At 64.6% G+C, this 21,262-nt stretch carries 20 protein-coding genes; 12 read left to right on the forward strand and 8 right to left on the reverse strand.

What is annotated here, in order from left to right:
- Positions 1 to 309: 309 nt before the first annotated feature.
- A complete protein-coding gene (locus FNL56_RS21720) occupies positions 310 to 624 on the reverse strand; it encodes a hypothetical protein (protein ID WP_143582380.1) in 315 nt (104 codons plus the stop codon).
- A gap of 175 nt (positions 625 to 799) precedes the next feature.
- Between FNL56_RS21720 and istA the strand changes: the two genes are divergently transcribed.
- The 3 genes from istA to FNL56_RS21735 all read left to right on the forward strand — a co-directional run bounded on the left by istA (position 800) and on the right by FNL56_RS21735 (position 3,830).
- Positions 800 to 2,308: an IS21 family transposase gene (gene istA / locus FNL56_RS21725; protein WP_143581760.1), complete on the forward strand. Its 1,509-nt coding sequence runs from the start codon at positions 800 to 802 to the stop codon at positions 2,306 to 2,308.
- Positions 2,305 to 3,114: an IS21-like element helper ATPase IstB gene (istB, locus tag FNL56_RS21730; protein WP_143581761.1), complete on the forward strand. Its 810-nt coding sequence runs from the start codon at positions 2,305 to 2,307 to the stop codon at positions 3,112 to 3,114. The genes istA and istB overlap by 4 nt, the downstream gene beginning before the upstream one ends.
- Before the next feature lie 497 nt (positions 3,115 to 3,611).
- Positions 3,612 to 3,830, forward strand: a complete 219-nt coding sequence (locus tag FNL56_RS21735; protein ID WP_143574943.1) for a hypothetical protein — start codon at positions 3,612 to 3,614, stop codon at positions 3,828 to 3,830.
- A gap of 110 nt (positions 3,831 to 3,940) precedes the next feature.
- Here FNL56_RS21735 and FNL56_RS21740 read toward each other — a convergent pair whose 3' ends face one another.
- Together FNL56_RS21740 and FNL56_RS21745 are read right to left on the reverse strand one after the other, a co-directional pair.
- Complete coding sequence (locus FNL56_RS21740) at positions 3,941 to 5,542, reverse strand: hypothetical protein (RefSeq protein ID WP_143574944.1); 1,602 nt, start codon at positions 5,540 to 5,542, stop codon at positions 3,941 to 3,943.
- Between the two features lie 54 nt (positions 5,543 to 5,596).
- Entirely contained in the window at positions 5,597 to 6,889 is a 1,293-nt protein-coding gene (locus FNL56_RS21745; protein ID WP_143574945.1) for an adenylosuccinate synthase, read from the reverse strand.
- A gap of 241 nt (positions 6,890 to 7,130) precedes the next feature.
- On the opposite strand from FNL56_RS21745, the gene FNL56_RS28065 reads away from it, so the two are divergent.
- Positions 7,131 to 7,289, forward strand: coding sequence for a hypothetical protein (locus FNL56_RS28065; protein ID WP_210245427.1), 159 nt, complete (start codon positions 7,131 to 7,133; stop codon positions 7,287 to 7,289).
- Positions 7,290 to 7,366: 77 nt separating this feature from the next.
- Complete coding sequence (locus FNL56_RS21755; RefSeq protein WP_143574946.1) at positions 7,367 to 7,771, forward strand: RidA family protein; 405 nt, start codon at positions 7,367 to 7,369, stop codon at positions 7,769 to 7,771.
- A gap of 39 nt (positions 7,772 to 7,810) precedes the next feature.
- Here the strand turns inward: FNL56_RS21755 and FNL56_RS21760 are convergent, their stop codons facing one another.
- On the reverse strand, positions 7,811 to 8,110 hold the full coding sequence (locus FNL56_RS21760) for a hypothetical protein (RefSeq protein WP_143574947.1): 300 nt from the start codon (positions 8,108 to 8,110) through the stop codon (positions 7,811 to 7,813).
- Positions 8,111 to 8,502: 392 nt separating this feature from the next.
- Between FNL56_RS21760 and aspT the strand changes: the two genes are divergently transcribed.
- Positions 8,503 to 10,212 (forward strand): aspartate-alanine antiporter, encoded by a 1,710-nt coding sequence (aspT, locus tag FNL56_RS21765; RefSeq protein ID WP_143574948.1) that lies wholly within the window; start codon positions 8,503 to 8,505, stop codon positions 10,210 to 10,212.
- 39 nt (positions 10,213 to 10,251) lie between these two features.
- The gene (locus tag FNL56_RS21770) at positions 10,252 to 11,856 is read left to right on the forward strand and encodes a bifunctional aspartate transaminase/aspartate 4-decarboxylase (protein WP_143578281.1); all 1,605 of its coding nucleotides are present in this window, start codon (positions 10,252 to 10,254) and stop codon (positions 11,854 to 11,856) included.
- On the opposite strand, the gene FNL56_RS21775 is transcribed toward FNL56_RS21770, so the two are convergent.
- Both FNL56_RS21775 and FNL56_RS21780 read right to left on the reverse strand, forming a co-directional pair.
- Positions 11,831 to 12,091 (reverse strand): hypothetical protein, encoded by a 261-nt coding sequence (locus tag FNL56_RS21775; RefSeq protein WP_210245428.1) that lies wholly within the window; start codon positions 12,089 to 12,091, stop codon positions 11,831 to 11,833. The two genes, FNL56_RS21770 and FNL56_RS21775, sit on opposite strands and share 26 nt — an antisense overlap.
- A gap of 16 nt (positions 12,092 to 12,107) precedes the next feature.
- Positions 12,108 to 12,353: a hypothetical protein gene (locus FNL56_RS21780; protein WP_168202999.1), complete on the reverse strand. Its 246-nt coding sequence runs from the start codon at positions 12,351 to 12,353 to the stop codon at positions 12,108 to 12,110.
- A gap of 78 nt (positions 12,354 to 12,431) precedes the next feature.
- On the opposite strand from FNL56_RS21780, the gene ybaK reads away from it, so the two are divergent.
- Together ybaK and FNL56_RS21790 are read left to right on the forward strand one after the other, a co-directional pair.
- Positions 12,432 to 12,905: a Cys-tRNA(Pro) deacylase gene (gene ybaK, locus FNL56_RS21785; RefSeq protein WP_143574950.1), complete on the forward strand. Its 474-nt coding sequence runs from the start codon at positions 12,432 to 12,434 to the stop codon at positions 12,903 to 12,905.
- Positions 12,906 to 13,002: 97 nt separating this feature from the next.
- A complete protein-coding gene (locus FNL56_RS21790) occupies positions 13,003 to 13,332 on the forward strand; it encodes a DUF3551 domain-containing protein (protein ID WP_143574951.1) in 330 nt (109 codons plus the stop codon).
- Between the two features lie 69 nt (positions 13,333 to 13,401).
- Here FNL56_RS21790 and FNL56_RS21795 read toward each other — a convergent pair whose 3' ends face one another.
- Positions 13,402 to 15,102, reverse strand: coding sequence for a methyl-accepting chemotaxis protein (locus FNL56_RS21795; RefSeq protein WP_143574952.1), 1,701 nt, complete (start codon positions 15,100 to 15,102; stop codon positions 13,402 to 13,404).
- A gap of 318 nt (positions 15,103 to 15,420) precedes the next feature.
- Between FNL56_RS21795 and FNL56_RS21800 the strand changes: the two genes are divergently transcribed.
- On the forward strand, positions 15,421 to 16,071 hold the full coding sequence (locus FNL56_RS21800) for a DMT family transporter (RefSeq protein ID WP_143574953.1): 651 nt from the start codon (positions 15,421 to 15,423) through the stop codon (positions 16,069 to 16,071).
- Here FNL56_RS21800 and FNL56_RS21805 read toward each other — a convergent pair.
- Entirely contained in the window at positions 16,025 to 18,100 is a 2,076-nt protein-coding gene (locus FNL56_RS21805; protein WP_143574954.1) for a methyl-accepting chemotaxis protein, read from the reverse strand. The two genes, FNL56_RS21800 and FNL56_RS21805, sit on opposite strands and share 47 nt — an antisense overlap.
- 481 nt (positions 18,101 to 18,581) lie before the next feature.
- On the opposite strand from FNL56_RS21805, the gene FNL56_RS21810 reads away from it, so the two are divergent.
- A complete protein-coding gene (locus FNL56_RS21810; RefSeq protein ID WP_143582381.1) occupies positions 18,582 to 20,078 on the forward strand; it encodes a sensor histidine kinase in 1,497 nt (498 codons plus the stop codon).
- Positions 20,079 to 20,195: 117 nt separating this feature from the next.
- Positions 20,196 to 21,170 carry a Bug family tripartite tricarboxylate transporter substrate binding protein gene (locus tag FNL56_RS21815; protein ID WP_441351310.1) on the forward strand — a complete coding sequence of 325 codons (975 nt, stop codon included), beginning with the start codon at positions 20,196 to 20,198 and terminating at the stop codon, positions 21,168 to 21,170.
- Positions 21,171 to 21,262 lie beyond the last annotated feature (92 nt).

The raw sequence follows: 21,262 nt of genomic DNA on the forward strand, positions 1-21,262 counted from the left end.
TTTCGCGATGAACGGCGCTCGTCCCTTTCCTCCACGTTTTGTAGCTGCGGATCTGCTTCCAGCCCATCGAGCGTTTGCCGTATGGCTGCCGCGCAGGGGCTCGCGGTCCATTTCTAGGGGCGTCGTTTCACGGCCGTTGGGGCGCGGCCGGCGAGGTCGAAGTTTTCCCCACCAGCGAGCAACGTGACGGCGAACTGGCTGAGGTCGGCTTAAAACTTTCGCTCGAACCCGTGTGGCCGAGCCAGCAAAAACGGCGGCCCTGAACACGACGGTCCGATGGGTCCGCAAGACCAGCTTGATTGCCCTCCACTACCCCTCCATCAGCACGAGCACCACTTCGAGCGGGACGTCGGGCAGTTGTCGCACGGTGCCGCTGCAGGCCGCGTTCCGGGGTCCGGAGATGCCCTCGAAATCGACGTCGAACTCGTCGAGGCCGAGGATGCCGGCATGACCGGGCGAGTGCCGCCGCGTCGAGACGGTGGCCTTGAACGTGTCGCCATCCTGCGTAAGCCGGCCGCTATATTCGATCACCGCGTCACGCCCTGACAATCGCTCATCGGCCAGTTCGACAATGCCGACGCCGTCGGCCTGCGCCGTCTTGAACCACACCGTGTAGCGCGACAATCAGGATGAGAATCCCGCGACAATCAGGATGAGAATGCGCCGCTGCTGGGGTGACGAAGGGAGGGCGTAGCCCGACCGGAGGCACCCCAGCAGCGGCGTGTCGGCCCGAAGGGGCCTCATTGGCGGTAACGGCGGCTGGTAAAGCATCGGCTTCTCCTTCGAGAGGACCAGTGCTTTGGCCGGCCGGCATGTCACCGATCAACAAATGAGGCTTTTCATGAGCTTGCGTCGCAACCATTCGCCAGCCGTCGCCGCTGCAAAGGCTGGTTTCAGCACCTCCGCCGCCTACCGATACGAGAAGGATCCCCGACTTCCGACCCAGAAGAAGGCGCGCCGCGCACGCCGTCGAGCCGATCCGTTCATCGACGTTTGGGAGAACGAAGTTCTGCCGATACTGAGGGCCGCCCCCGGATTGCGGCCGATCGCCGTGTTCGAGGAACTATGCCGGCGGCATCCGGAACTGGGTTCTGGAACGCGGCGGACGCTCGAGCGGCGCATTCGGGCATGGCGGGCGGTGAACGGGCCGGATCGGGAGGTGATCTTCCGTCAGGAACATCCGCCGGGTCGCATGGGGTTGTCGGACTTCACCGAGGTCGCCGATCTCGGCGTCACCATTGCGGGCCAGTTGCTGGACTGCCGGCTCTATCACTTCCGGCTGCCTTTCTCCGGCTTCGAACACGCCCACGTCGTGCTCGGTGGCGAAAGCTTTGTCGCGCTGGCGGAAGGCTTGCAGAACGCGCTGTGGTCGCTGGGCGGGGTTCCGGAGCAGCACCGCAGCGACAGCCTGTCGGCCGCGTTCCGCAATCTCGGAGCCGATGCCAAGGAGGATTTGACGACGCGCTATGAGGCGTTCTGCGGCCATTACGGCATGACGCCGACCCGCAACAATCCCGGCGTATCGCATGAGAACGGCTCGATCGAAAGTGCGCATGGCCATCTCAAGAGAGCGCTGGCCGATGCCCTGCTGCTGCGTGCCTCACGCGACTTCGACGATCTTGCGGCCTGGCGGGGTTTTGTCGACGAGATCGTTGGCCGCGGCAACGCGCGCAATGCCAAGCGTATCGATCAGGAGCGGACGGCGCTGAAGAAACTGCCGGTGCGCAAGACCGCCGATTATGAGGAGGTCAACGTCGACGTCACGACCTCCAGCGCCTTCACGTTGCGCAAGGTGTTTTACTCGGTCCCATCCCGCCTGATCGGTCACCGGCTGCGCGTACGTCTTTATGACGACCGGCTCGAATGCTTCCAGGGCGCCACGCACATCATCACCTTGCGACGCGGGCGAACCCAGCCCAACGGCAAACACGGCCACGTCATCGACTATCGCCATGTCATCCATTCGCTGCGCCGCAAACCGATGGCGCTGCTCAATCTGGTCTATCGCGACCAGTTGTTCCCCCGCCGCGTCTACGCCCGTGCGTTCGACGCCTTGCTCGCCGGCATTGGCGAAAGACCAGCCTGCCGTGCCATGGTCGGGCTTCTGGCGCTCGCACATGAACGGGCCTGCGAGGCGGAGCTCGGTGCCGTGCTGCAAGCCACGCTCGACGACGGCATCCTGCCGGATCTCAAGGCGCTGATCGAACGCTTCCGACCGAAGGGCATGGCACTACCGGTCGTCGTCGTCACGCTGCCCTCGCTCGCTATCTACGACCAGATTGCCGCGGCTGTGGGAGAAGCCGCATGAACGCGACCGTCAAGATCGACGCCGCCCGTGTCGAATTGCTGCTCAGCGAACTGCGTCTGCCCGGCATCAAGCTGATCTGGGCCGCCCTGGCGGAAACCGCCGATAAGGAAGGCTGGCCCGCCGCCCGCTTCCTGGCGGCCCTGGCTGAACAGGAGATGGTGGAGCGAAACCGTCGTCGCTTCGAGCGTCATCTGGATGAAGCCCGCCTGCCGCCGGGCAAGACCCTCGCTGCATTCGACTTCGATGCCGTGCCGATGATCTCAAAGGCGCAGGTGCAGGCTCTCGCCGCCGGTGACGCCTGGCTCGACAAGGGCGCCAATCTGTTGTGTTTTGGTCCCCCTGGCGGCGGCAAATCGCATCTGGCAGCGGCGCTCGGCATGGCCCTGATCGAAAACGGTTGGCGCGTGTTGTTCACCAGAACCACCGATCTCGTGCAAAAGCTCCAGATCGCGCGCCGCGATCTCACGCTTGAAGCGGCGATCGCCAAACTCGACAAATATCACCTGCTGATCCTCGACGATCTGGCCTATGTGACCAAGGATCAAGCGGAGACCAGCGTTCTGTTCGAGTTGATCAGCGCTCGCTACGAACGCCGCTCGATGCTGATCACCGCCAATCAGCCATTCGGTGAATGGGGAAAAATCTTCCCGGATCAAGCTATGACCCTCGCGGCGATCGACCGCCTCGTCCATCACGCCACGATCCTCGAAATGAATGTCGACAGCTATCGCCGGAAAGAGGCTCTCGACAAGGCTCGTGGAGCCGGACGACCGCCAACGCGCGCGACAATCAAAGCGTCATCCTGATTGTCGCTCCACGACAATCAACTCTACAGCACGCGATTATCGCTTGCGTTATCGTCAGGCCGCGACAATCATCCCCACGCCGCGACCGCTAAATTGCCATCCTGATTGTCGCGCTTCCCATCCAGATTGACGCGCTACAACACCGAATATCGTCCATCCCGCAACATCACTCGCCTCCTGATCTTCTTTCCCCGATTAAACTACCGGGGTACGGAATTTCTGAACCGAATATGGCGGATTTTATCGATAGACCGGTCGTCCGCCGCACGCGTGGCCGCGCCCTGAAAGCACGGCAGCGCCGGCGACGAGCGGCGCCCTGTGCAGGCAGAGGCCATGCCGAACGCGTCGCTGCAGGATCGTGCGTGACGAGATGATGACCGGTTCGTTAACGCCGGCATCACTTCAATGTCAGGCGATGTCATCGGCAATTCATGCCCCCGACGCCAATCGGCCCGATTGGTTCGGCATGGTCCGCGCAACAACGACGGAGACCGACCATGACGATCAACGCGCAGCCTTATCTCGACGCCCGCTCGGTGGCCGCCTTGCGTGAATTGCTGGAGATCGCGGTCGAGCAGATCGCCGTGCAGCACCGCACGCCCGCGACCAAGGCCAAGATGGCGCAGAGCATCCTGCACATCGCCCGCGGGGGCGAGACGGACCGGCGCGCCTTGCTGAGTCATGCGGTCGAGGCCGGCGCGGATGGTGCGCCTTGATTGCGGTAGCCCGGATGACAATCCGGGGCCGGCCCATCAACCATCAATGCCTTCCCCGGATTTCGTCACCACGCCGCAAGACGGCGCGCTGACTGCATCCGGGCTACGCCCTACTCGCCCCAGCTCGCAAAAGCCTGATTGAAGGCGCGCTCGCCGGGCGAGCCCTTCTCGATCGCGATGATGGCGCGGCGCTGGTTCGAATAGACCAGCGGGATATCGAACCAGGAGCGCTCCTTGAGGAGCTGCAAATTGCGGACGCGGTCGCTCTCGACGTTGCTGAGACCCACCAGGAAGAAACCGTCAGTGACCTTGACGGCGAGGCCTGCGAGCGGTGTGCCCCGCGCCTGCTCGTTCGACTTCATCAACACGCCCGGCACGTTGGCGACGCCGCCGCCGGGAAAATCGGACGGCAGCACGAAGGTCAGTTCGGCGGTGTGGCTGGCCGGCAGCGAGGTGTCAGTGTTGCGGCGGAACGACATCGTCATCTTCAGCTTGCGCTCGGGAATATCGACATCGGCGCGCACCGCGACGTCAGCGGGCTTGCCGCCGGAGGCCTTGATCGGCTCGGTGCGCCACACCACCGTGCCGACATATTGCTTGCCCTTCGGCTCGGCCGGATCCTCGTCATACAGCACGACGCGCTGCGCCACCGGCGCCAGCGTCTCGCCGGTGGAGGGCTGGCCGACCCGGTCGGCGATCTTCGGCTTCGGCGCCAATGGCGCTTCCTTCGAGGAATCGACCACCACCGGCGTCGGGGAACTGAGGCCGACCATCTGCAGCAGCCGGGGGCCGGCGAGGATGGCCGTGCCGATCAGGATCATCGCCAGACCGATCAGCACCGCGGTGCGGACCGGAAAACCGCCGCTGACGCGCTTCGGCTTCGGCGGCTTCGGCGGTTTTTCCTTCTTCAGCTTGGGCTCGCGGATCCGGGATTCCGGCGGCGCGGGCTCATCGGCGGGCTCGTCGTAGCCGAACACCTCGCTGCGGTCTTCCATGGTCGGCTCGAGCCGGTCGAATTCCGGCGTCGGCGACGGCACGTTGGCGTAGGTTTTTCGCGCGGCGCGGTTGGCCTGCGCGGCGGCGCGGCCGAGATCGTCGACATCCGCGGTGACGTCGCGGAAGCCGCGCATCGCGGCGGCGCCCAGCGCGGGCGCGGCCGGCGGCGGGGTATTTTCGAGCCGGCGCGGGGCGGCGCTGCGCTCCCGGGTCGGCGGCAGCGCAGGCGATTGGCCGGGGTCCGGCATGCCGGCTGCCGGCTGCTGGCGCGGGATCGGCGGCGGATCGACGCGCAAATTGCGATTTGAACGCGGCTCTTCAGCGCGCGGAGCGGCGTCGCGCGGCGTGTCACGCGGCGGCGCGGGCTCCCGCGGCGATGGCGTGATCGGCTGGCGGCCGCGCGGCGATGGATCGATCGCCGTGGCATTGCCGCGCGGATTATTGCTGCGGAAGGCGTCGCCGGCGCGCGGCTTGGCGTCGCCGCGCGTCGCATCGCGGGCGCGCTGGGCGGCCTCCGATTCGACCTTGCGGACGGCTTCCTCGAGCGACAGCCGCTCGCGGGTGATCTCGGATTCGCTGAGCGGCGGCTCGACGCTGCGCAATTGCGCGATCAGCGCGCTGCGGGCGCGTTCATAGAGCGCGCGCCGGCTTTCGCCGGGAGCACTGGGGTCCAGTCCGGCGATGGCACGGGCAATCAGCGGGTAGTAGTCGGCCATCGGTACTCGAGTCTGTGAATGCCCGCAGTTTGCGGGCATTCCGGTAATAGTTCGTTAAGCCTCGAAAGGATTTTGCACGAGGATAGTATCTTCGCGTTCCGGGCTGGTGGAAAGCAAAGCGATCGGGCAGCCCACCAGTTCCTCGATGCGGCGCACATACTTGATGGCCTGCGCCGGTAGTTGGGCCCAGGAACGCGCATTGGCGGTCGGTTCCTTCCAACCTTCGATGGTCTCGTAGACCGGCACGATACGGGCCTGGGCGCCCTCGCCGGCCGGCAGATAGTCGATTTCCTTGCCGTCCAGCATGTAACCGACACAGACCTCAATGCTGTCGAAGCCATCGAGAATGTCGAGCTTGGTCAGCGCCAGGCCGTGAATGCCGCAGGTGCGGACGGTCTGGCGGACCAGAACGGCGTCGAACCAGCCGCAGCGGCGCGGACGGCCGGTATTGGTGCCGAATTCGCGACCGCGCTCGCCGATCTTGCGGCCGATCTCGTTGTCGAGCTCGGTCGGAAAGGGACCTGCGCCGACACGGGTGGTGTAGGCCTTGCAGATGCCCAGCACATAACCGACCGAGCCCGGACCCATGCCGGTGCCGGTCGCGGCCTGCGCCGCCACGGTGTTCGACGAGGTCACGTAGGGGTAGGTGCCGTGGTCGACGTCGAGCAGCGCGCCCTGCGCGCCCTCGAACAGGATGCGCTTGCCCTCGCGGCGCTTCTGGTCGAGCAGCCGCCAGACGGCTTCGGCATAGGGCAGCAGTTCCGGCGCCAGCGCCATCAGGCCCTTCTGGATCTCGGCGCCGTCATGTTCCGGCAGGCCAAAGCCGCGGCGCAGCGCATTGTGATGCGCCAGCAGCCGATCGATCTTGTTCGGCAGCGTGTCGGGATCGGCGAGATCCATCAGCCGGATGGCGCGGCGGCCGACCTTGTCTTCATAGGCCGGGCCGATGCCGCGCTGGGTGGTGCCGATCGCATTGGCCTTGCTGGCGTTCTCACGCAGCGAATCGAGTTCGCGATGCAGCGGCAGGATCAGCGTGACGTTCTCGGCGATGCGCAGATTGTCCGGGCCGATATGGACGCCCTGGCCGCGCAGCTTGGCAACCTCGTCGAGGAAGGCCTGCGGGTCGAACACCACGCCGTTGCCGATCACGCCGAGCTTGGAGGGGCGCAGCACGCCGGACGGCAGCAGCGCCAGCTTGTAGGTCTTGCCGTCGATGACCAGCGTGTGGCCGGCATTATGGCCGCCCTGGAAACGGGCGACGATGTCCGCCTGTTCCGACAACCAGTCGACGATCTTGCCTTTTCCCTCGTCGCCCCACTGGGCGCCGACGACGACAACATTGGTCATTTCGAGGTAATCCCTGAATCACGTGTCGAAGCGCGATCATACGAAAAACGGTCTGCCGTTCCCCGGATCACGCCACTGCGCCCAGCCAAACGCGGCCGCGGCCGCTCGCATGCGAGGCATGAGGGGGATTAACGGATGCGGCCCGGGGAAGCAAGTTAAAGGGCGCAAAAAGCCCCCGGAGGAGCTGCGCAAACCCTTGATATCCCCTGAATATCCGGGGGCGCCGGGTGGCATCGACCGTATGGGATTTCCGAAACGGTGGCTGCGGCAATGGCGGCTTGAATTTTGGCCTCGCCTGATCGATCCTGTCGGAGCGGAGTTCGCCATGAAGATCAAGATCGTCATTCACGATGCGGAGAAAGGCGGCTTGTGGGCCGAAGTTCCCGCTTTGCCCGGCTGAGCGACGCAGGGCGAGACGATGGATAAACTGATGTTCAATCGCCGCCGAGCGATCGAGGGCTGCCCGTCGGGTCCGCGATGACGGCGAGCGTCACACGCATCAACCCGGCTGCACTGGGCGAACCGCCAGGCTATTCCCAGATCGTCGAGGTCCAAGGTGGCCGCACCATCTACATCGCCGGGCAGACCGCGCTTGATGCGCACGGCGAACTGGTCGGCAGGGATGATTTCGCCGAGCAGGCGAGGCAGGTGTTCCGTAATCTTGCCATAGCGCTTCAGGCAGTCGGATGCACGGCGGCCCATCTGGTCAAGCTCACAGTGTTCGTACGCGACATGGCGAACCTTCAGGCCTATCGCGCAGCGCGCAACGAGTTCTTCGCCACCGTGACGCCGGCAGCAGCCCCGGCAGTGACGCTGATCGAAGTATCGAAACTATACGGGCCAGACTTTCTGATTGAGATCGAAGCCATCGCCGCGATTTAGATATCCGACCAAGGGCGACGCAATACGCTTTCGCCTTCTCTACGAGCTTCGGCGGACAGGTCGGTAGCCTAGTGCGCCCTGCAATTCACGCTCGATAGCGACGGAGACACCATACTCCACCGGCAGCTTCGCGGCCGGCTTGCGGTCGGGCAGCAGCGGGCCGTCGATGACGTTGGCGTTGAGCCAGGTACTGTTGCGGCACAAAGCGCGGATCTGGATGCCGAACCGGCGCAGTTGGGTCCGCTTCTCTCCCACTGGCAGACGGCGCGCGCAGCGGATGACGTTGGCGCGCGTTTCGAGAAGCGCGCGAAGGGTGAAGTGCCGCTTGATCGTGCGCATGGCTGATCTCTGCTGGAGGAAGGAGAGCATCTCTCCGCTGGAGCGACGCAGGCCATGGGCTTCTTGAACAGCCCATCACGCGCATGTTCGATGGGCGACTGATGAATCACAGCATAGTCCACCTATCCCACTGATTTAACTTGATGCAGATCAAACCGCTCAGTCCGAAATAGCGCATAGGGTCAGGCGAGCCATCCATCACGCGCTCAGTTGGAGCCGACGCGAAGACGACCCTGTCTGCCCAGGTCCGCAGCCCCCATCCTGCTTGCTATCCCTGCTTTGCCTCACCCTGCCCGCGGCCCGCCGCGGCGGTCGCGCATGACGTTGCGCGTCGCTGCCCCATGCCGAGCGCCGTGCGCGGCCGGGCGCTTCTCCAATCCTTGAAAGTTCACATGGACGTGCTGCACCGACTGGTGACCACCGAGCCGTTGCTCGCGCTGTTTCTCACCATCGCCATTGGCTATTTTGTCGGCAAGTTGAAGATCGGCAGTTTCACGCTGGGTGGCATTGCCGGCACGCTGCTGGTCGGCGTCATCATCGGCCAGTTCGGCGTCGACATCGACGCCGGCATCAAGGGCATCTTCTTCGCGTTGTTCATCTACGCGGTCGGCTTCCAGGGCGGTCCGCAATTCTTCCACGCACTGAATCGCCGCTCGCTGAACCAGCTCGCCTCCGCATTCGTGATGTGCTTCACCGGCCTGCTCTGCGTGCTCAGCGCTGCCTGGCTGTTCGGGCTCGACCGCGGCATGGCCGCAGGGCTGGCCGCCGGCGGCCTGACGCAATCGGCGATCATCGGCACCGCCGGCGACGCCATCGGCAAGCTCGGTCTCGCGCCCGACCTCATAAAAACCATGCAGACCAACGTCGCGGTCGGCTACGCGGTCTGCTACATTTTCGGCTCGCTCGGCCCGATCATCATGGTGAGCTGGTTCCTGCCGCTGATCATGAAGTGGGATATTCGCGCCGAAGCGATCAAGCTCGCCGCGCAGCTATCCGGCGGGCGCGGCGAACTGGACCCCGGCCAGTTCAATGCGGCGAGCCAAATCGCCACCCGGATCTATGAAGTCACGGATAGCAGCAAGGCCGTGGATCTCTCCGTGCTGGCGATCGACCGGCAATTGTCGGACGCTTCCATCGAGGCGATCTACCGCGAGGGCAAGACGCTCGACCTCGCCGACACGCTCGAGATCGCGGCCGGCGACCGCGTCGCGATCACCGGCAAGATCGACAAGTTGCCGACCGCATCGCCGCTGTTCAGCCGCGAAGTCACCCCGCCGAACGGGCTGCTGCTGGTGCAGGAAAACCGCGAGATCATCCTCACCAACCGCGCCCTCAACGACCGTACCATCGCCGACATCCACGATCACGCCAATGTCGAAACCCGGCACGGCGTGTTTCTCACGGCGGTCAAGCGCATGGGCCTCGATTTGCCGGTGCTCGACAAGCTCGTGGTCAAGCGTGGCGACGAGCTGCACTTCACCGGCAGCCCGGCCGACCTCAACCGCGTGCAGGGCAAGATCGGCTACAAGATCACCGCAGCAGCGGTGACCGACTTCATCTTCTTCGGCATCGGCATGCTGATCGGCATCGCGCTCGGCATGATCCAGTTCCGGATCTGGGGCATTCCGATCTCGATCGGCAGCGGCGGCGGCTGCCTGCTGTCCGGCCTGACGTTCGGCTGGCTGCGCAGCGTACATCCGAAGTTTGCAGCCCTGCCGCAGGGCGCTTCCAACTTCCTGCGCGACTTCGGTCTCGCGGTGTTCGTCGGGATCGTCGGCATCTCCGCCGGCCCGCAGGCGCTGGTGGCGATCCAGCATTACGGCCTGACGCTGTTCTTCCTCGGCGTCGGCGTCACCTTGATCCCGCAGATCGTCACCTTCTTCTTCTCCTACTATGTGCTGCGCATCCAGAATCCGATCGAGGCGCTGGCCTGCGTGGCCGGCGGTCGCAGCGCCAATCCGGCCTTCGCAGCCCTGCTGGAAAAGGCCGGCAACGCCACGCCGGTGGTGTCGTTCACCGTCACCTATGCGGTCGCCAACGTGTTCCTAACGCTGTGGGGACCCGTCATCGTCGGCATCGTCACCACCAACGCGACGCCATAACGCCATCGACACCTTCCATCGACCTTTGAGGAGACCGTCATGCTGAACCCCACCCGCGACTACACGCAATACGCCACGCTGAGCCCCTTCGAACTGAAGGACCAGTTGATGGAGATCGCGTCCTCGGATGCGCAGCGCCTGATGCTGAACGCCGGCCGCGGCAATCCGAATTTTCTCGCCACCCTGCCGCGCTGGGCGTTTCTCAGCCTCGGCGATTTCTCGCTGCGCGAGGCCGAGCGCTCCTACTCCTACCTCGACAGCGGCTTCGGCGGCCTGCCCGAGCATGACGGCATCGTCGAGCGCTTCGACGCCTATGCGAACCATCACCGCGACTCCGACGGCGTGCGCTTCCTGCGCGCCGCGCTGTCCTATATCAAGGACCAGCTCGGCCTCGATCCTGAATCCTTTATGTTCGAGATGGTCAGCGCGTTTCTCGGCTGCAACTATCCGACGCCGCCGCGGATGCTGGTGCACACCGAGGAGATCGTCAAAGCCTATCTCGCGCAGGAAATGTTCGGCCCGCTGCCGCCGCGCGGCGAGTTCTCGGTATTCGCCACCGAGGGCGGCACCGCGGCGATGACCTACATCTTCCAGACATTGCGCGCCAATTTGCTGGTCAAGCCCGGCGACCGGATCGCCATCGCCACGCCGATCTTCTCGCCCTATCTGGAAATCCCGGTGCTCGCCGAATACGGCCTTGAGGTCATCGACATCCGGATGGACCGGCTCGACGACTGGCAGTTGCCGCAGTCGGAAATCGACAAATTGCTGGATCCTGCGGTGAAGATCTTCTGCCTGGTTAACCCGAGCAACCCGCCATCATCCAAACTGTCGGACGCCGTGCTGGACCAGCTCGCCGCACTCGTCGAGAAGCGGCCCGATTTGTTCATCGTCACCGACGACGTCTACGGCACCTTTGCCGACGACTTTGTGTCGCTGTTCGCCAAATGCCCGCGCAACACGCTGTGCGTCTATTCCTTCTCGAAGTTCTTCGGCGCCACCGGCTGGCGGCTCGGCGCGATGGCGTTGCACAACGACAACGTGTTCGACGCCGCACTCAAGGCGCTGCCGGAGGCGGACAAGCTGTTGCTCGATACGCGCTATGCCTCGCTGACCACGACGCCGCGCGACCTCGCATTCATCGACCGGCTTGTCGCCGACAGCCGCGCGGTGGCGCTGAACCACACCGCCGGCCTGTCGGTGCCGCAGCAATTGCAGATGGCGCTGTTCGCGCTGAACGGGCTGATGGACCGCGACCAACGCTACAAGGACGCCGCCAAGCAGTTGATCCGCAAGCGCTACCAGACGCTGTACCGCAACATGGGCGTGATCGCCCCGCACCAGCTCAACGACGTCAACTACTATTCGCTGATCGACCTGCAGGAAATCGGCGGCACGCTGTACGGCCCGGAATTCCGCGCCTGGTTCATCAATAGCGACCTCGGCATCAGCTTCCTGTTCCGGCTGGCCGAAGAAACCGGCGTGGTGCTGCTGCCGGGCAACGGCTTCGAAGTGGTCGACACCTCCGCACGGGTGTCGCTCGCCAACCTGACCGAGATCGAATACGCCTCGATCGGCAAATTCACCCGTCAGGTGCTGGACGAATGTTTTGCGGACTTCAAGAAGGCCGCGCCCGCGAAGTAGGCACACCTCGTACGGGCTGCCGCAGTCGCGGCAGCCCGGTCATTGAATGCGTGTTGGTTTCGCCCCATTTTTCCAGATCGGGCTTCGGCGTCTGCGGCGCGGCGGGATCCTGCACGTTGTGCGCCGGCTGTTTCCACGGCTCGTCGGTGCCCGGATGGTCCGTCCAGTCGCTGCGTTCGCGCGGATCGTCGGCGGGCGTTTCCTGGATGTCTTCGATCGGGTTCTTGTCGGTCATGCCGGCTCCTTACGGGTTAGCTGGTCGCGCCGCCAAGGGCGGTGCGATTGCCGGATTTACCGGCGGGGACGCTGACATGCACCTCATGACCCTGGCGGACCGCCAGCGAAGCCGCGGCAACGGCGGATTCGAAGGCCGATTCCTTGGTGTCGTAGATCCCCTCGACATTGCCGTCATGCAGCACGCCCCATTTACCGGAAATCTCGTCGCCGTCGGTTGTGGTTTTGCCGGTCGCGATAATGGCGTAAGTTGCTAGTCCCATGATGATCTCCTCGGGCTTCGCGGGGCCAACGTGGAGCATCGCAACAGGTTCCTGCGGCGCAGCCGGCAAGGGAGCACGATGTCGAAGACCACCCGCGCGACGCAGGCGCTGAGCCGGCTGGGCGTGGATTTCACGCTGCATGAATACGCCTACGATCCCGACGCCGACAGCATCGGCCTGCAGGCGGCGGACGCACTCGGCGTGGCACCGCAGCGGATGTTGAAGACGTTGATGGCCGAGGTCGATGGCCGGCCGGTCTGCGTCGTGGTGCCGTCGGACAAGGAGGTCAGCATGAAGAAATGCGCGGCGGCGTTCGGCGGCAAGGCCGCAAAGATGATGCGCCCGGCGGACGCCGAGCGGCTGAGCGGCTACCATGTCGGCGGCATCAGCCCGTTCGGTCAGAAAAAACGCATCCCGGTGGCGATCGAACGCGCTGCGCTTTCGCACCCTACCGTCTATCTCAATGGTGGCCAGCGCGGCCTGCAGATCGAGATCGAGCCCACCGCCGCGATGGCGGCGCTCGGGGCGGAGGCCGCAGAACTGGTGGCGTGAGGGCCGTCGATCGGCAAAAGATTGACTGGATTTGTGCGCGCTGCGGAACGACAATCGGCGCATGCGATTATGTTATTGAAACAACCGGAGATATGCCATGCGCTCGCTTCTCGCTGCTACCGCCCTGCTCGTCGTGATGGGCGCCTCGCCCGGCATGGCCCGCGATTATCCGGTCTGCTCGCGAACCATCACGTCAGGGTTCAACCCGAGCTGCTCGTTCGATACCATGCGGCAGTGCATGGCGACCGTGAGCGGCATTGGCGGAGACTGCATCCAGAACCCGGCCTTCGCCTACGGTCGTGCGCCGGCCTATGGGCAGGGACCGCAGCCGCGCCTGCGCGGCAAGGCCGCCCGGGACGCCGCCCGTCGTGCCGCTCAGGAAGAATCGTGGGACAATGGCGGCTGGGACTGGAATCGCCGCTGGTAATCGATTCCTGAATTTCGACCTCGATCAACGCGCCGCGGCTCGCTGCCGCGGCGCGTTTTGGTTTTCAGCTCAGGCGGCGCGTACCGAATTCAGGAAGCGTCCGACTTCTTGGCTCAAGCGAGTGCTTTCGCCGGACAGCGACTGCGCGGCCGACAGCACCTGCGAAGCAGCCGTGCCGGATTCATCGACGCCCCGCTGCACATCGGCAATATTGGCGCTGACCTGCAACGTGCCCGTCGCGGCCTGCTGCACGTTGCGCGAGATTTCGTGCGTGGTGGCGCCCTGCTCTTCGACCGCCGCGGCAATGGCGGATGCAATTTCCGACATCTGGCCGATGGTGTTGCCGATCTCGCGGATCGCCGCGACGGAATCCCTGGTCGCCATCTGAATGCCATCGACCTGCTGGCTGATCTCGCTGGTGGCCTTCGCGGTCTGCTCGGCGAGTTGCTTCACCTCGGCGGCAACCACCGCAAAGCCACGGCCGGCGTCGCCGGCGCGTGCCGCCTCGATGGTCGCGTTGAGCGCCAGAAGGTTGGTCTGGCCGGCGATAGTATTGATCAGTTCGACGACGTCGCCGATCCGGCTCGCCGCCGCAGCCAGTTCGCCGACCCGCCGGTTGGTGTCGCTGGCCTGCCCGACCGCATCATTGGCGATCCGCGCGGAGTCCTGTACCCGGCGGCTGATCTCGTTGACCGACGACGCCATTTCTTCCGTCGCCGAAGCAACTGTTTGTACATTGGTGGAGGCTTCTTCCGCCGAGGCGGCGACCGCGACCGCCAGCGACTGCGAACGTGCCGAGACGGACGTCAGCGTGGCGGCCGAGCTCTCCAGTTCCTTCGAGGCAGAAGATACCGTTTCGGCGATCCGGCCGACGGCGCCTTCGAAGCCGTCGGCGAGCTTCATTATTTCGCTCTTGCGTGCCTCCGCGGCACGCTGCGTCTCGATGCCCTGTTCGGTCTTCATGCGTTCGACCTCGAGGCCATTCGCCTTGAAGACCGCCAGCGCCGACATGATTTCACCGATCTCGTCGTGGCGGCGATATACTGGCGTATCCACGGTGAGGTCGCCCTCGGCGAGCCGCTTCATGGTGGTAATGGCGGCGTTCAGCGGCCGCGCCATGCTGCTGCGTGCAGCGAGGTAGCTGGCGATGATCGCCGCCAGCATCACGCCGACGGTCACATAGATCATGGTCCAGAACGTCTCGTTGGCGGCTTGCAGGAACTCGACCTTCTTGATGCCGACATAGAGGATGCCGAGCACGTCGCCGGAGGCGGAAAGGATCGGGTCATAGGCCGTCATGTAGTTCTCACCGAGAATCGTGACCTCGCCGCGGAACGGCGCCTTGCGCTCGAAGATGGCATCATAGGCCGGGCTGCGCGCCAGCGGCGTGCCGGTGGCGCGGCTGCCGTCCGGCTTCTGCACATTGGTCGCGATGCGGGTGTCTTTGAGGAAGATGGTCGCGGTGCCGCCAACCAGGCTCTTGACCTTGTCGACCACTGCGACGTCGCCGTTCAGCACGCTGCTATCCGCCAGCAATTTGCCATCCTCGACCTTGAAGCTGGTACCGCGGGCGCGCAGCACGTCCCACGCCACGCGCATGTTGGTCTCGACCCGGTCGGCCGCCGCCTTGGTCGCGCTGCGCTCCAGCAGCACCTTGGCGACTCCGGTGACGCAGATACCGAGCACCAGAATGCCTGACACCGACATCAGCATGATGCGGGGGACAAGACCGAGCGCACGACGCGATTTCGGCAGGACGGACGACGACATGGGCAATCTCCTGACAGGACGGCGCATCGGCCGAACCTCTTACGGATCGGCCGCGCGCAACAAGCGGCGTCGGTGCTCATTTAAATTGATTGGCCAAATGAATTGGCGTTGGATTGATCGTAGGCCCGGACGATGTGAAACACGTTAACGCTGTAGGTCGCCAACGGTACAATCTAAAAGATTTTTTTACTTGACTCTAATTATCTGACACCAGAACGGTTTCGCCGACTCGACATATCAAGAGCGGCGGCGTGGCGCCGACATCAGGCAAAATGCCGCCCCGCGCAGCACGTTGCCATCCTTGAACGATGGAACGCGATGCCCCCCGAATCCTCCTCCCGATTCGCCGGCATCGTCTGGATTTCCAACCAGCCCTATCTGCTGCTCAGCCTGACCTCGCTGTTCTGGGCCGGCAATCTCGTGCTGGGCCGCTATGTCTCCGGCCATGTCCCGCCGGTGACGATGGCCTGCGTGCGCTGGGTCGGCGCCTTCCTGCTGCTGCTGCCGTTGGCCTGGCCGCATCTCAGGCGCGACTGGCCGGTGCTCCGGGCCCACGGGCCGTTGATGCTGGCGCTGGCCTTCACCGGCTTTGCCGCCAATACCGTGCTGGCCTATTGGGGGTTGAAATACACGCAGGCGCAGAACGCGCTGCTGATCCAGTCGGCCGGGCCGCTCTGCGTGGCGCTGTGGACGCAGATCCTGTTCGGCGTGCGGCTGACATGGGCGCAAGGGCTCGGCATCGCCGCCTCGATGACCGGCTGGTGCTGGCCGGCGTCTTCGTGGCGTCGCGACGATAGACACGACCAGACCTGCGCCATCGCATTTCCGCAGCCATTGTCGATGACGATCGATGCGCGCCTGGCCGGCCACGTGGTCACGCTGCATCGCGTGCGGGACGCGATGCAGTCAAACCCGGTTCTGCTTATGCGGCGCGTACCGAGGTCAGGAACTGGGCGACCTCGGCCTTGAGACGCGCGCTCTCGCCGGACAGCGACTTGGCGGCATGGAGCACCTGAGAGGACGCCAGCCCGGTCTCGCTGGCGCCGCGCTGCACGTCGGTGATATTGGTGGAAACCTGTTGGGTCCCCTGCGCCGCCTGCTGGACGTTGCGGGAAATCTCCTGCGTCGCCGCGCCCTGCTCTTCCACCGCCGAGGCGATGGTCGAGGCGATCTCTGACATCCGCCCGATGGTATTGCCGATCTCCCGGATGGCATTCACCGATTCCTGCGTCGCCGCCTGGATGCCGGTGATATGCTGGCTGATCTCACCGGTCGCCTTGGCGGTCTGCTCGGCCAGCGCCTTCACCTCGGACGCTACCACCGCAAAACCGCGACCGGCTTCGCCGGCACGCGCGGCTTCGATGGTCGCGTTCAGCGCCAGCAGATTGGTCTGCCCGGCAATGGTATTGATCAGCTCGACCACATCGCCAATGCGCGAAGCCGCCTTGGCCAATTCGCCGACGCGATCATTGGTCGACTGCGCCTGCACCACCGCCTCGCTCGCGATCCGCGCGGAGTCCTGGACCTGGCGGCTGATCTCGTTCACGGACGAGGCCATCTCCTCGGTAGCGGAGGCCACCGACTGCACATTGGTCGAGGCTTCTTCCGACGCCGCCGCCACCAGCGTGGTCATCTGCTCGGAACGCTCGGCGGTCGATGTCAGCGTTCCCGCGGAAGCCTCCAGTTCGGTGGACGCCGATGCGACGGTCTCGACGATCTCGCCGATCATCGCCTCGAAATCACGCGTCATCGTATCGATGCGCTGGCCGCGCTGGATCTTGGCGTCGGCTTCCACCGCGGCAGCCTCGTCGGCGGCCTGTTTGGAGATGAGGGCTTCCTTGAACACCTGAAGCGATTTGGCCATCGTGCCGATCTCGTCGGTGCGATTGATCGCCGGGATCGTCACGTCATGCCGACCGGCGGCAAGTTCGCTGACCGCCTCCGTTATCGTGGCCAGCGGCGCGATCACGCGACGACGTAGCATGAAGGTCACGCCGGCGACGACGCCGAGCAGGGCCAGCACCGCCGCACCGGTCAAAGCAAGCATCAGCATGGCTTCATCACGGCCGGCACGCGCACGATCCAGCGCATCGGCAATCGCGACGTCGCGCAAGCCGAGGAAGCCTTGAATTGCCGGCACGATGACGTTGGCCAGTTCAGTCGATGTCATGACGTAGTTGCCATCGGTGCGGCCCGCGGGAATCTCCTTGTCGATCATCGGCGCAACCTCGACAAAGTACTTCTGGATCGCCGCGTTGAGCGGGACGACCAACCGCTCCGGCTTGCCGAGCTGATCGACCAGGGCCTCGAGGCGTTCGCGACCCGCCTCGATGCGGCCCTGGCCGCGATCCATCAAGGATAGTTCGGCCGCGGTCAGCGCACGACGGGTGCCGAGCGGAAGTGTAAATGTCGCGGCGCGGGAGCCCGCCGCGACGCGCATATCCTGTCCCGTGCGGGCAAGCGTCAGCAGCGACGTGAGCGACGCGTCCGCAACCACGACCTTATTTTCGAGGCGGTTCAGGAGCGGCTCGATCATCGAGACCACCTTGCCGACGCCGGGCAGGAACCCCTTGACGATCGCGGGGTCACGCGCCGTCATCGCAACGGGCATGACGCGGTCGACTGCAGCGCGCGTATCCGACAGACTTGCCGCGGCCTGGTTCAGCACCTCGATCACCGATGCGCCGTCGCTCAACGCAGCGAGCGCCGTCCGCGCTTTCGCGAATGCATCATCGGAGGACTTGACGGCCTTCTGGATCCCCTCCAGTTGGGCGGGCGTAGCGGCAGCGTCCTGGAAAAGAGGCCCGACATAGGGTGCACGCTGCCCGGCGACGTTTTGTCCGACCACAAGGACCGCACCATACGCCTCAACGGCCTTGATGGCCTCACTCTTGCTCGCCATGGTTCGATACTGTGGAACGAGAATCTCGGCGCCCAGAAGAACCGCCAGCCCCGTCACCGAGAGCATTGAGAGCGAAAACAGACGACCGATTTGCATGACACGTTCCTTTGAATTGTGCCGTCAAGCTATGGCGTGGAGCATAATTCTGCCTTAACGAAAGGTTTGCGCGACGGGCGCAAGTGGTATCTCGATCATGCAACATTAAGTTTTTCTCGGTACGCCACGCGACCTATCCCCGCGAAGTCATCCGTCCGACGCGGCCAATCGTGTTTTCAACGGCGGGTGTCCTGGTATCAATCCGCGCGCGGCTGCAGCGCGCGATAGGCCCGCGCTAGCCGCCGATGAGGATGCCCACCGCCAGCACGATCTGCAACACCGGCTGCATGAACGGCGTGTGTCCCGCCAGTGACGATGGCCTGCATGCACCTCGCCGGCTACGCGCGGGTGCTGGCGAGGGTTTTCGTGGCGTAGCGGCGGCAGGCCCGGTCTCTCGAAAACCATAGCGGCGCGGCGCGATCGACCCTATGATTGCGGGACTGGTTCGCTGACGTATTCGCCAAACACCTTCGGGGCCCGCATGCGGAAAATCTCATTGCCGATGCGGCTGGCGTTGCTTGTTGCCGGCACCATGCTGCCACTGATCATCTTTGCCAGCGTCATCATCACCCGCGGCTATCAGAAGGATCGCGTCGAGGCGTCCGCGCGGGTACTGGCGACGGTGCGCAGCCTGCGCACCGTGCTCGATGGCGAAGTACTGCGCATGACCGGCAGCCTGCAGTTGCTGGCACTGACCAATTCGCTGCGCGCCGGCGACTTCGACCGGTTCCACGGCATCGCCTCGGGTTTCCTCGACCAGTATTCGCCGGGCGGCGTATTGCTGGTCTCCGACCGCGACGGCCGCCAGTTGTTTTCCTCGCTGGCAACCGACGCCTCTCTGCTGCCCCGGCGCAACAACGTCGAGATCACCCGCAAGGTGTTCGATACCGGCCGCCCGGCCTACTCGAAACTGTTCATCGGCTCGGTGCTGAACAAGCCGATCCTGACGGTGGAAGTGCCGGTCAGCATCGGCGGGCAGGTCGTCTATGTGATTTCGTTCACGCCGCCGATCGCCATGTTCCAGGACATGCTGGAAAAACAGCGCCCCAATGCGGACTGGACGATGTCGATGTTCGATGCCGAGGGCATCAACTTCGCGCGGGTGCCGAACCCGCAGCAGACCGTCGGCAAGCGGGCATCGCCGACCCTGTTCGCCGAGATGTTCAAGGCACCGGAAGCCTCGCTAGAAACGGTGTCGCTGGAGGGCGTTCCGCTGATCACCGCAGTCGCGCACTCGCAGGTCTCGGGATGGATCATCGGCGTCGGGATCGCGCAGGCCTCGCTGGCCTCTCCGCTGTGGCGCGATCTCGCCATCACCATCGCGATCGGCGTGCTGTTGCTATTGATCGGGATCGGCTTTGCGCTTCGCATGGCCAGCGCGATCGCGCGCGGCGAGGCGCTGCACGTGCTGCTGGTGGAAGAACTCAACCACCGCGTCAAGAATACGCTCGCGGTGCTGCAGGCGATCGCCAGCCAGACCTTCCGCAGCGCCAGCAAGGCCGAACGCGACGCCTTCGACGGCCGGCTCGGCGCGCTGGCCCGCGCGCATGACCTGCTCAGCCAGGAGAAGTGGACCGGCGCCGGCATCCACGACGTCGTGCACCGCGTGCTGCAGCCCTATGCGGTGATCGGCTCGAGCCGCGTGCACATTCATGGCCCGAAGGTGCCGCTGGCGCCGCCGCGCGCGGTGATGATGTCGATGATCCTGCACGAGATCGCCACCAATGCCGCGAAATACGGCGCGCTGGCAAACGACACGGGCTGCATCAGCATCGCGTGGCATCTGACCGAGCCGGACCACGACGGGCTGCACCTGACCTGGGTCGAGACCGGCGGCCCACATGTGCACGCCCCGACACGCAGGGGTTTCGGATCGCGTCTGATCGAACGCGGCGCCCGCGACCAGCTCGGCGGCAGCGCGACCGTCGACTTCCTGCCGACCGGCGTCGTCTGCACCATCGAGAGCGCGCTGGATTGAGCACAGGCTTTCGCGGGACGACAGCCGGGAGGGCTTCCTGATCGCGCCAACCTCGTTTAGCCTGCCCGCAACAACAGCCGGCCACCAAGGCCGGCGCGCAGGGAGAGCGACAGAATGATTTTGCGTCACGGAATTCGATGGTTGGCTGCCGCTGTTGTTACAGCAAGCCTCACCAGCGCCGCATCCGCACAGACTTCAACCTACCCGAACCGCACCGTCACGCTGGTATTGCCGTTTGCCGCCGGCTCCGGCACCGATGTGACCACGCGGATCATCTCCCAGCAGCTCGGCATAGCGCTCGGTGTGCCGATCGTGATCGAGAACAAGCCCGGCGCCAACGGCTCGATCGCGGCGACCTATGTCGCGCGTGCGGCGCCGGATGGTTACACCTTGTTCGTCACCACCAACACATCGCATTCGGCGAACCCCTTCCTGCTCAAGACCATGACGTACGATCCGGTGAAGGATTTCACGGCGATTGCGCGCACCGGCGACCTGCCCTTCATGCTGGTGGTCAACAACGACGTGAAGGCCCAGACGGTCGCCGAGTTGGTGGCCTACGGCCGTGACAATCCGGGCAAGCTGACCTATGCGTCCGGCAGTTCGTCGGCGATCGTGTCGGGCGCCACTTTTGCGCGCAACGCCGGCATCGAGATGCTGCATGTGCCCTACAAGAGCTCGCCACCGGCGATGAACGACGTGATCGGCGGCCGCATCGACATGATGTTCACCGACGTGCCGAGCGGCCTGCCGCACGTCACCGGCAAGGCGCTGCGCGCACTCGCCGTCACCACGACCAAGCGCTCGCCGCTGGTGCCGGAGCTGCCCACCATGCAGGAAGCCGGCGTACCGGATTTCAACATCACCTCCTGGCAGGCCTATTTCGGCCCCGCCGGCCTGCCGAAGGAGATCGTGACGAGGCTGAACAGCGAGATCCGCAAGATCGTCGAGAAGCCGGAGATGAAGGCCCGGCTGGCGGAGCTCGGCATGGACGCGTTTTCAGGGACGCCGGAGGAGCTCGATACGTTCGTGAAGGAGCAACTGGTGCTGTGGGAGAGACTGATCACCAACGCGAAGATCGAGAAGCAGTAAAATCCAATCTGTATCGTCCCGGCGAGCCAGCGTGGGAGCGCAAGCCGGGACGACGTGGAAAAGATGTCGAGAGACACGCGCGCGCACTAACC

This window comes from Tardiphaga sp. vice304, assembly GCF_007018905.1.
Lineage (GTDB): Bacteria > Pseudomonadota > Alphaproteobacteria > Rhizobiales > Xanthobacteraceae > Tardiphaga.

Coding starts and splice junctions, on each gene's coding strand:
- FNL56_RS21795 (WP_143574952.1), bottom strand. CDS start 15,102: ATGTCGTCGTCCGTCCTGCCGAAATCGCGTCGTGCGCTCGGTCTTGTC.
- FNL56_RS21800 (WP_143574953.1), top strand. CDS start 15,421: ATGCCCCCCGAATCCTCCTCCCGATTCGCCGGCATCGTCTGGATTTCC.
- FNL56_RS21810 (WP_143582381.1), top strand. CDS start 18,582: ATGCGGAAAATCTCATTGCCGATGCGGCTGGCGTTGCTTGTTGCCGGC.
- FNL56_RS21775 (WP_210245428.1), bottom strand. CDS start 12,091: ATGACCGACAAGAACCCGATCGAAGACATCCAGGAAACGCCCGCCGAC.
- aspT (WP_143574948.1), top strand. CDS start 8,503: ATGGACGTGCTGCACCGACTGGTGACCACCGAGCCGTTGCTCGCGCTG.
- ybaK (WP_143574950.1), top strand. CDS start 12,432: ATGTCGAAGACCACCCGCGCGACGCAGGCGCTGAGCCGGCTGGGCGTG.
- FNL56_RS21755 (WP_143574946.1), top strand. CDS start 7,367: ATGACGGCGAGCGTCACACGCATCAACCCGGCTGCACTGGGCGAACCG.
- FNL56_RS21790 (WP_143574951.1), top strand. CDS start 13,003: ATGCGCTCGCTTCTCGCTGCTACCGCCCTGCTCGTCGTGATGGGCGCC.
- FNL56_RS21805 (WP_143574954.1), bottom strand. CDS start 18,100: ATGCAAATCGGTCGTCTGTTTTCGCTCTCAATGCTCTCGGTGACGGGG.
- FNL56_RS21735 (WP_143574943.1), top strand. CDS start 3,612: ATGACGATCAACGCGCAGCCTTATCTCGACGCCCGCTCGGTGGCCGCC.
- FNL56_RS21780 (WP_168202999.1), bottom strand. CDS start 12,353: ATGGGACTAGCAACTTACGCCATTATCGCGACCGGCAAAACCACAACC.
- FNL56_RS21740 (WP_143574944.1), bottom strand. CDS start 5,542: ATGGCCGACTACTACCCGCTGATTGCCCGTGCCATCGCCGGACTGGAC.
- FNL56_RS28065 (WP_210245427.1), top strand. CDS start 7,131: ATGGGATTTCCGAAACGGTGGCTGCGGCAATGGCGGCTTGAATTTTGG.
- FNL56_RS21770 (WP_143578281.1), top strand. CDS start 10,252: ATGCTGAACCCCACCCGCGACTACACGCAATACGCCACGCTGAGCCCC.
- FNL56_RS21760 (WP_143574947.1), bottom strand. CDS start 8,110: ATGCGCACGATCAAGCGGCACTTCACCCTTCGCGCGCTTCTCGAAACG.
- istB (WP_143581761.1), top strand. CDS start 2,305: ATGAACGCGACCGTCAAGATCGACGCCGCCCGTGTCGAATTGCTGCTC.
- FNL56_RS21745 (WP_143574945.1), bottom strand. CDS start 6,889: ATGACCAATGTTGTCGTCGTCGGCGCCCAGTGGGGCGACGAGGGAAAA.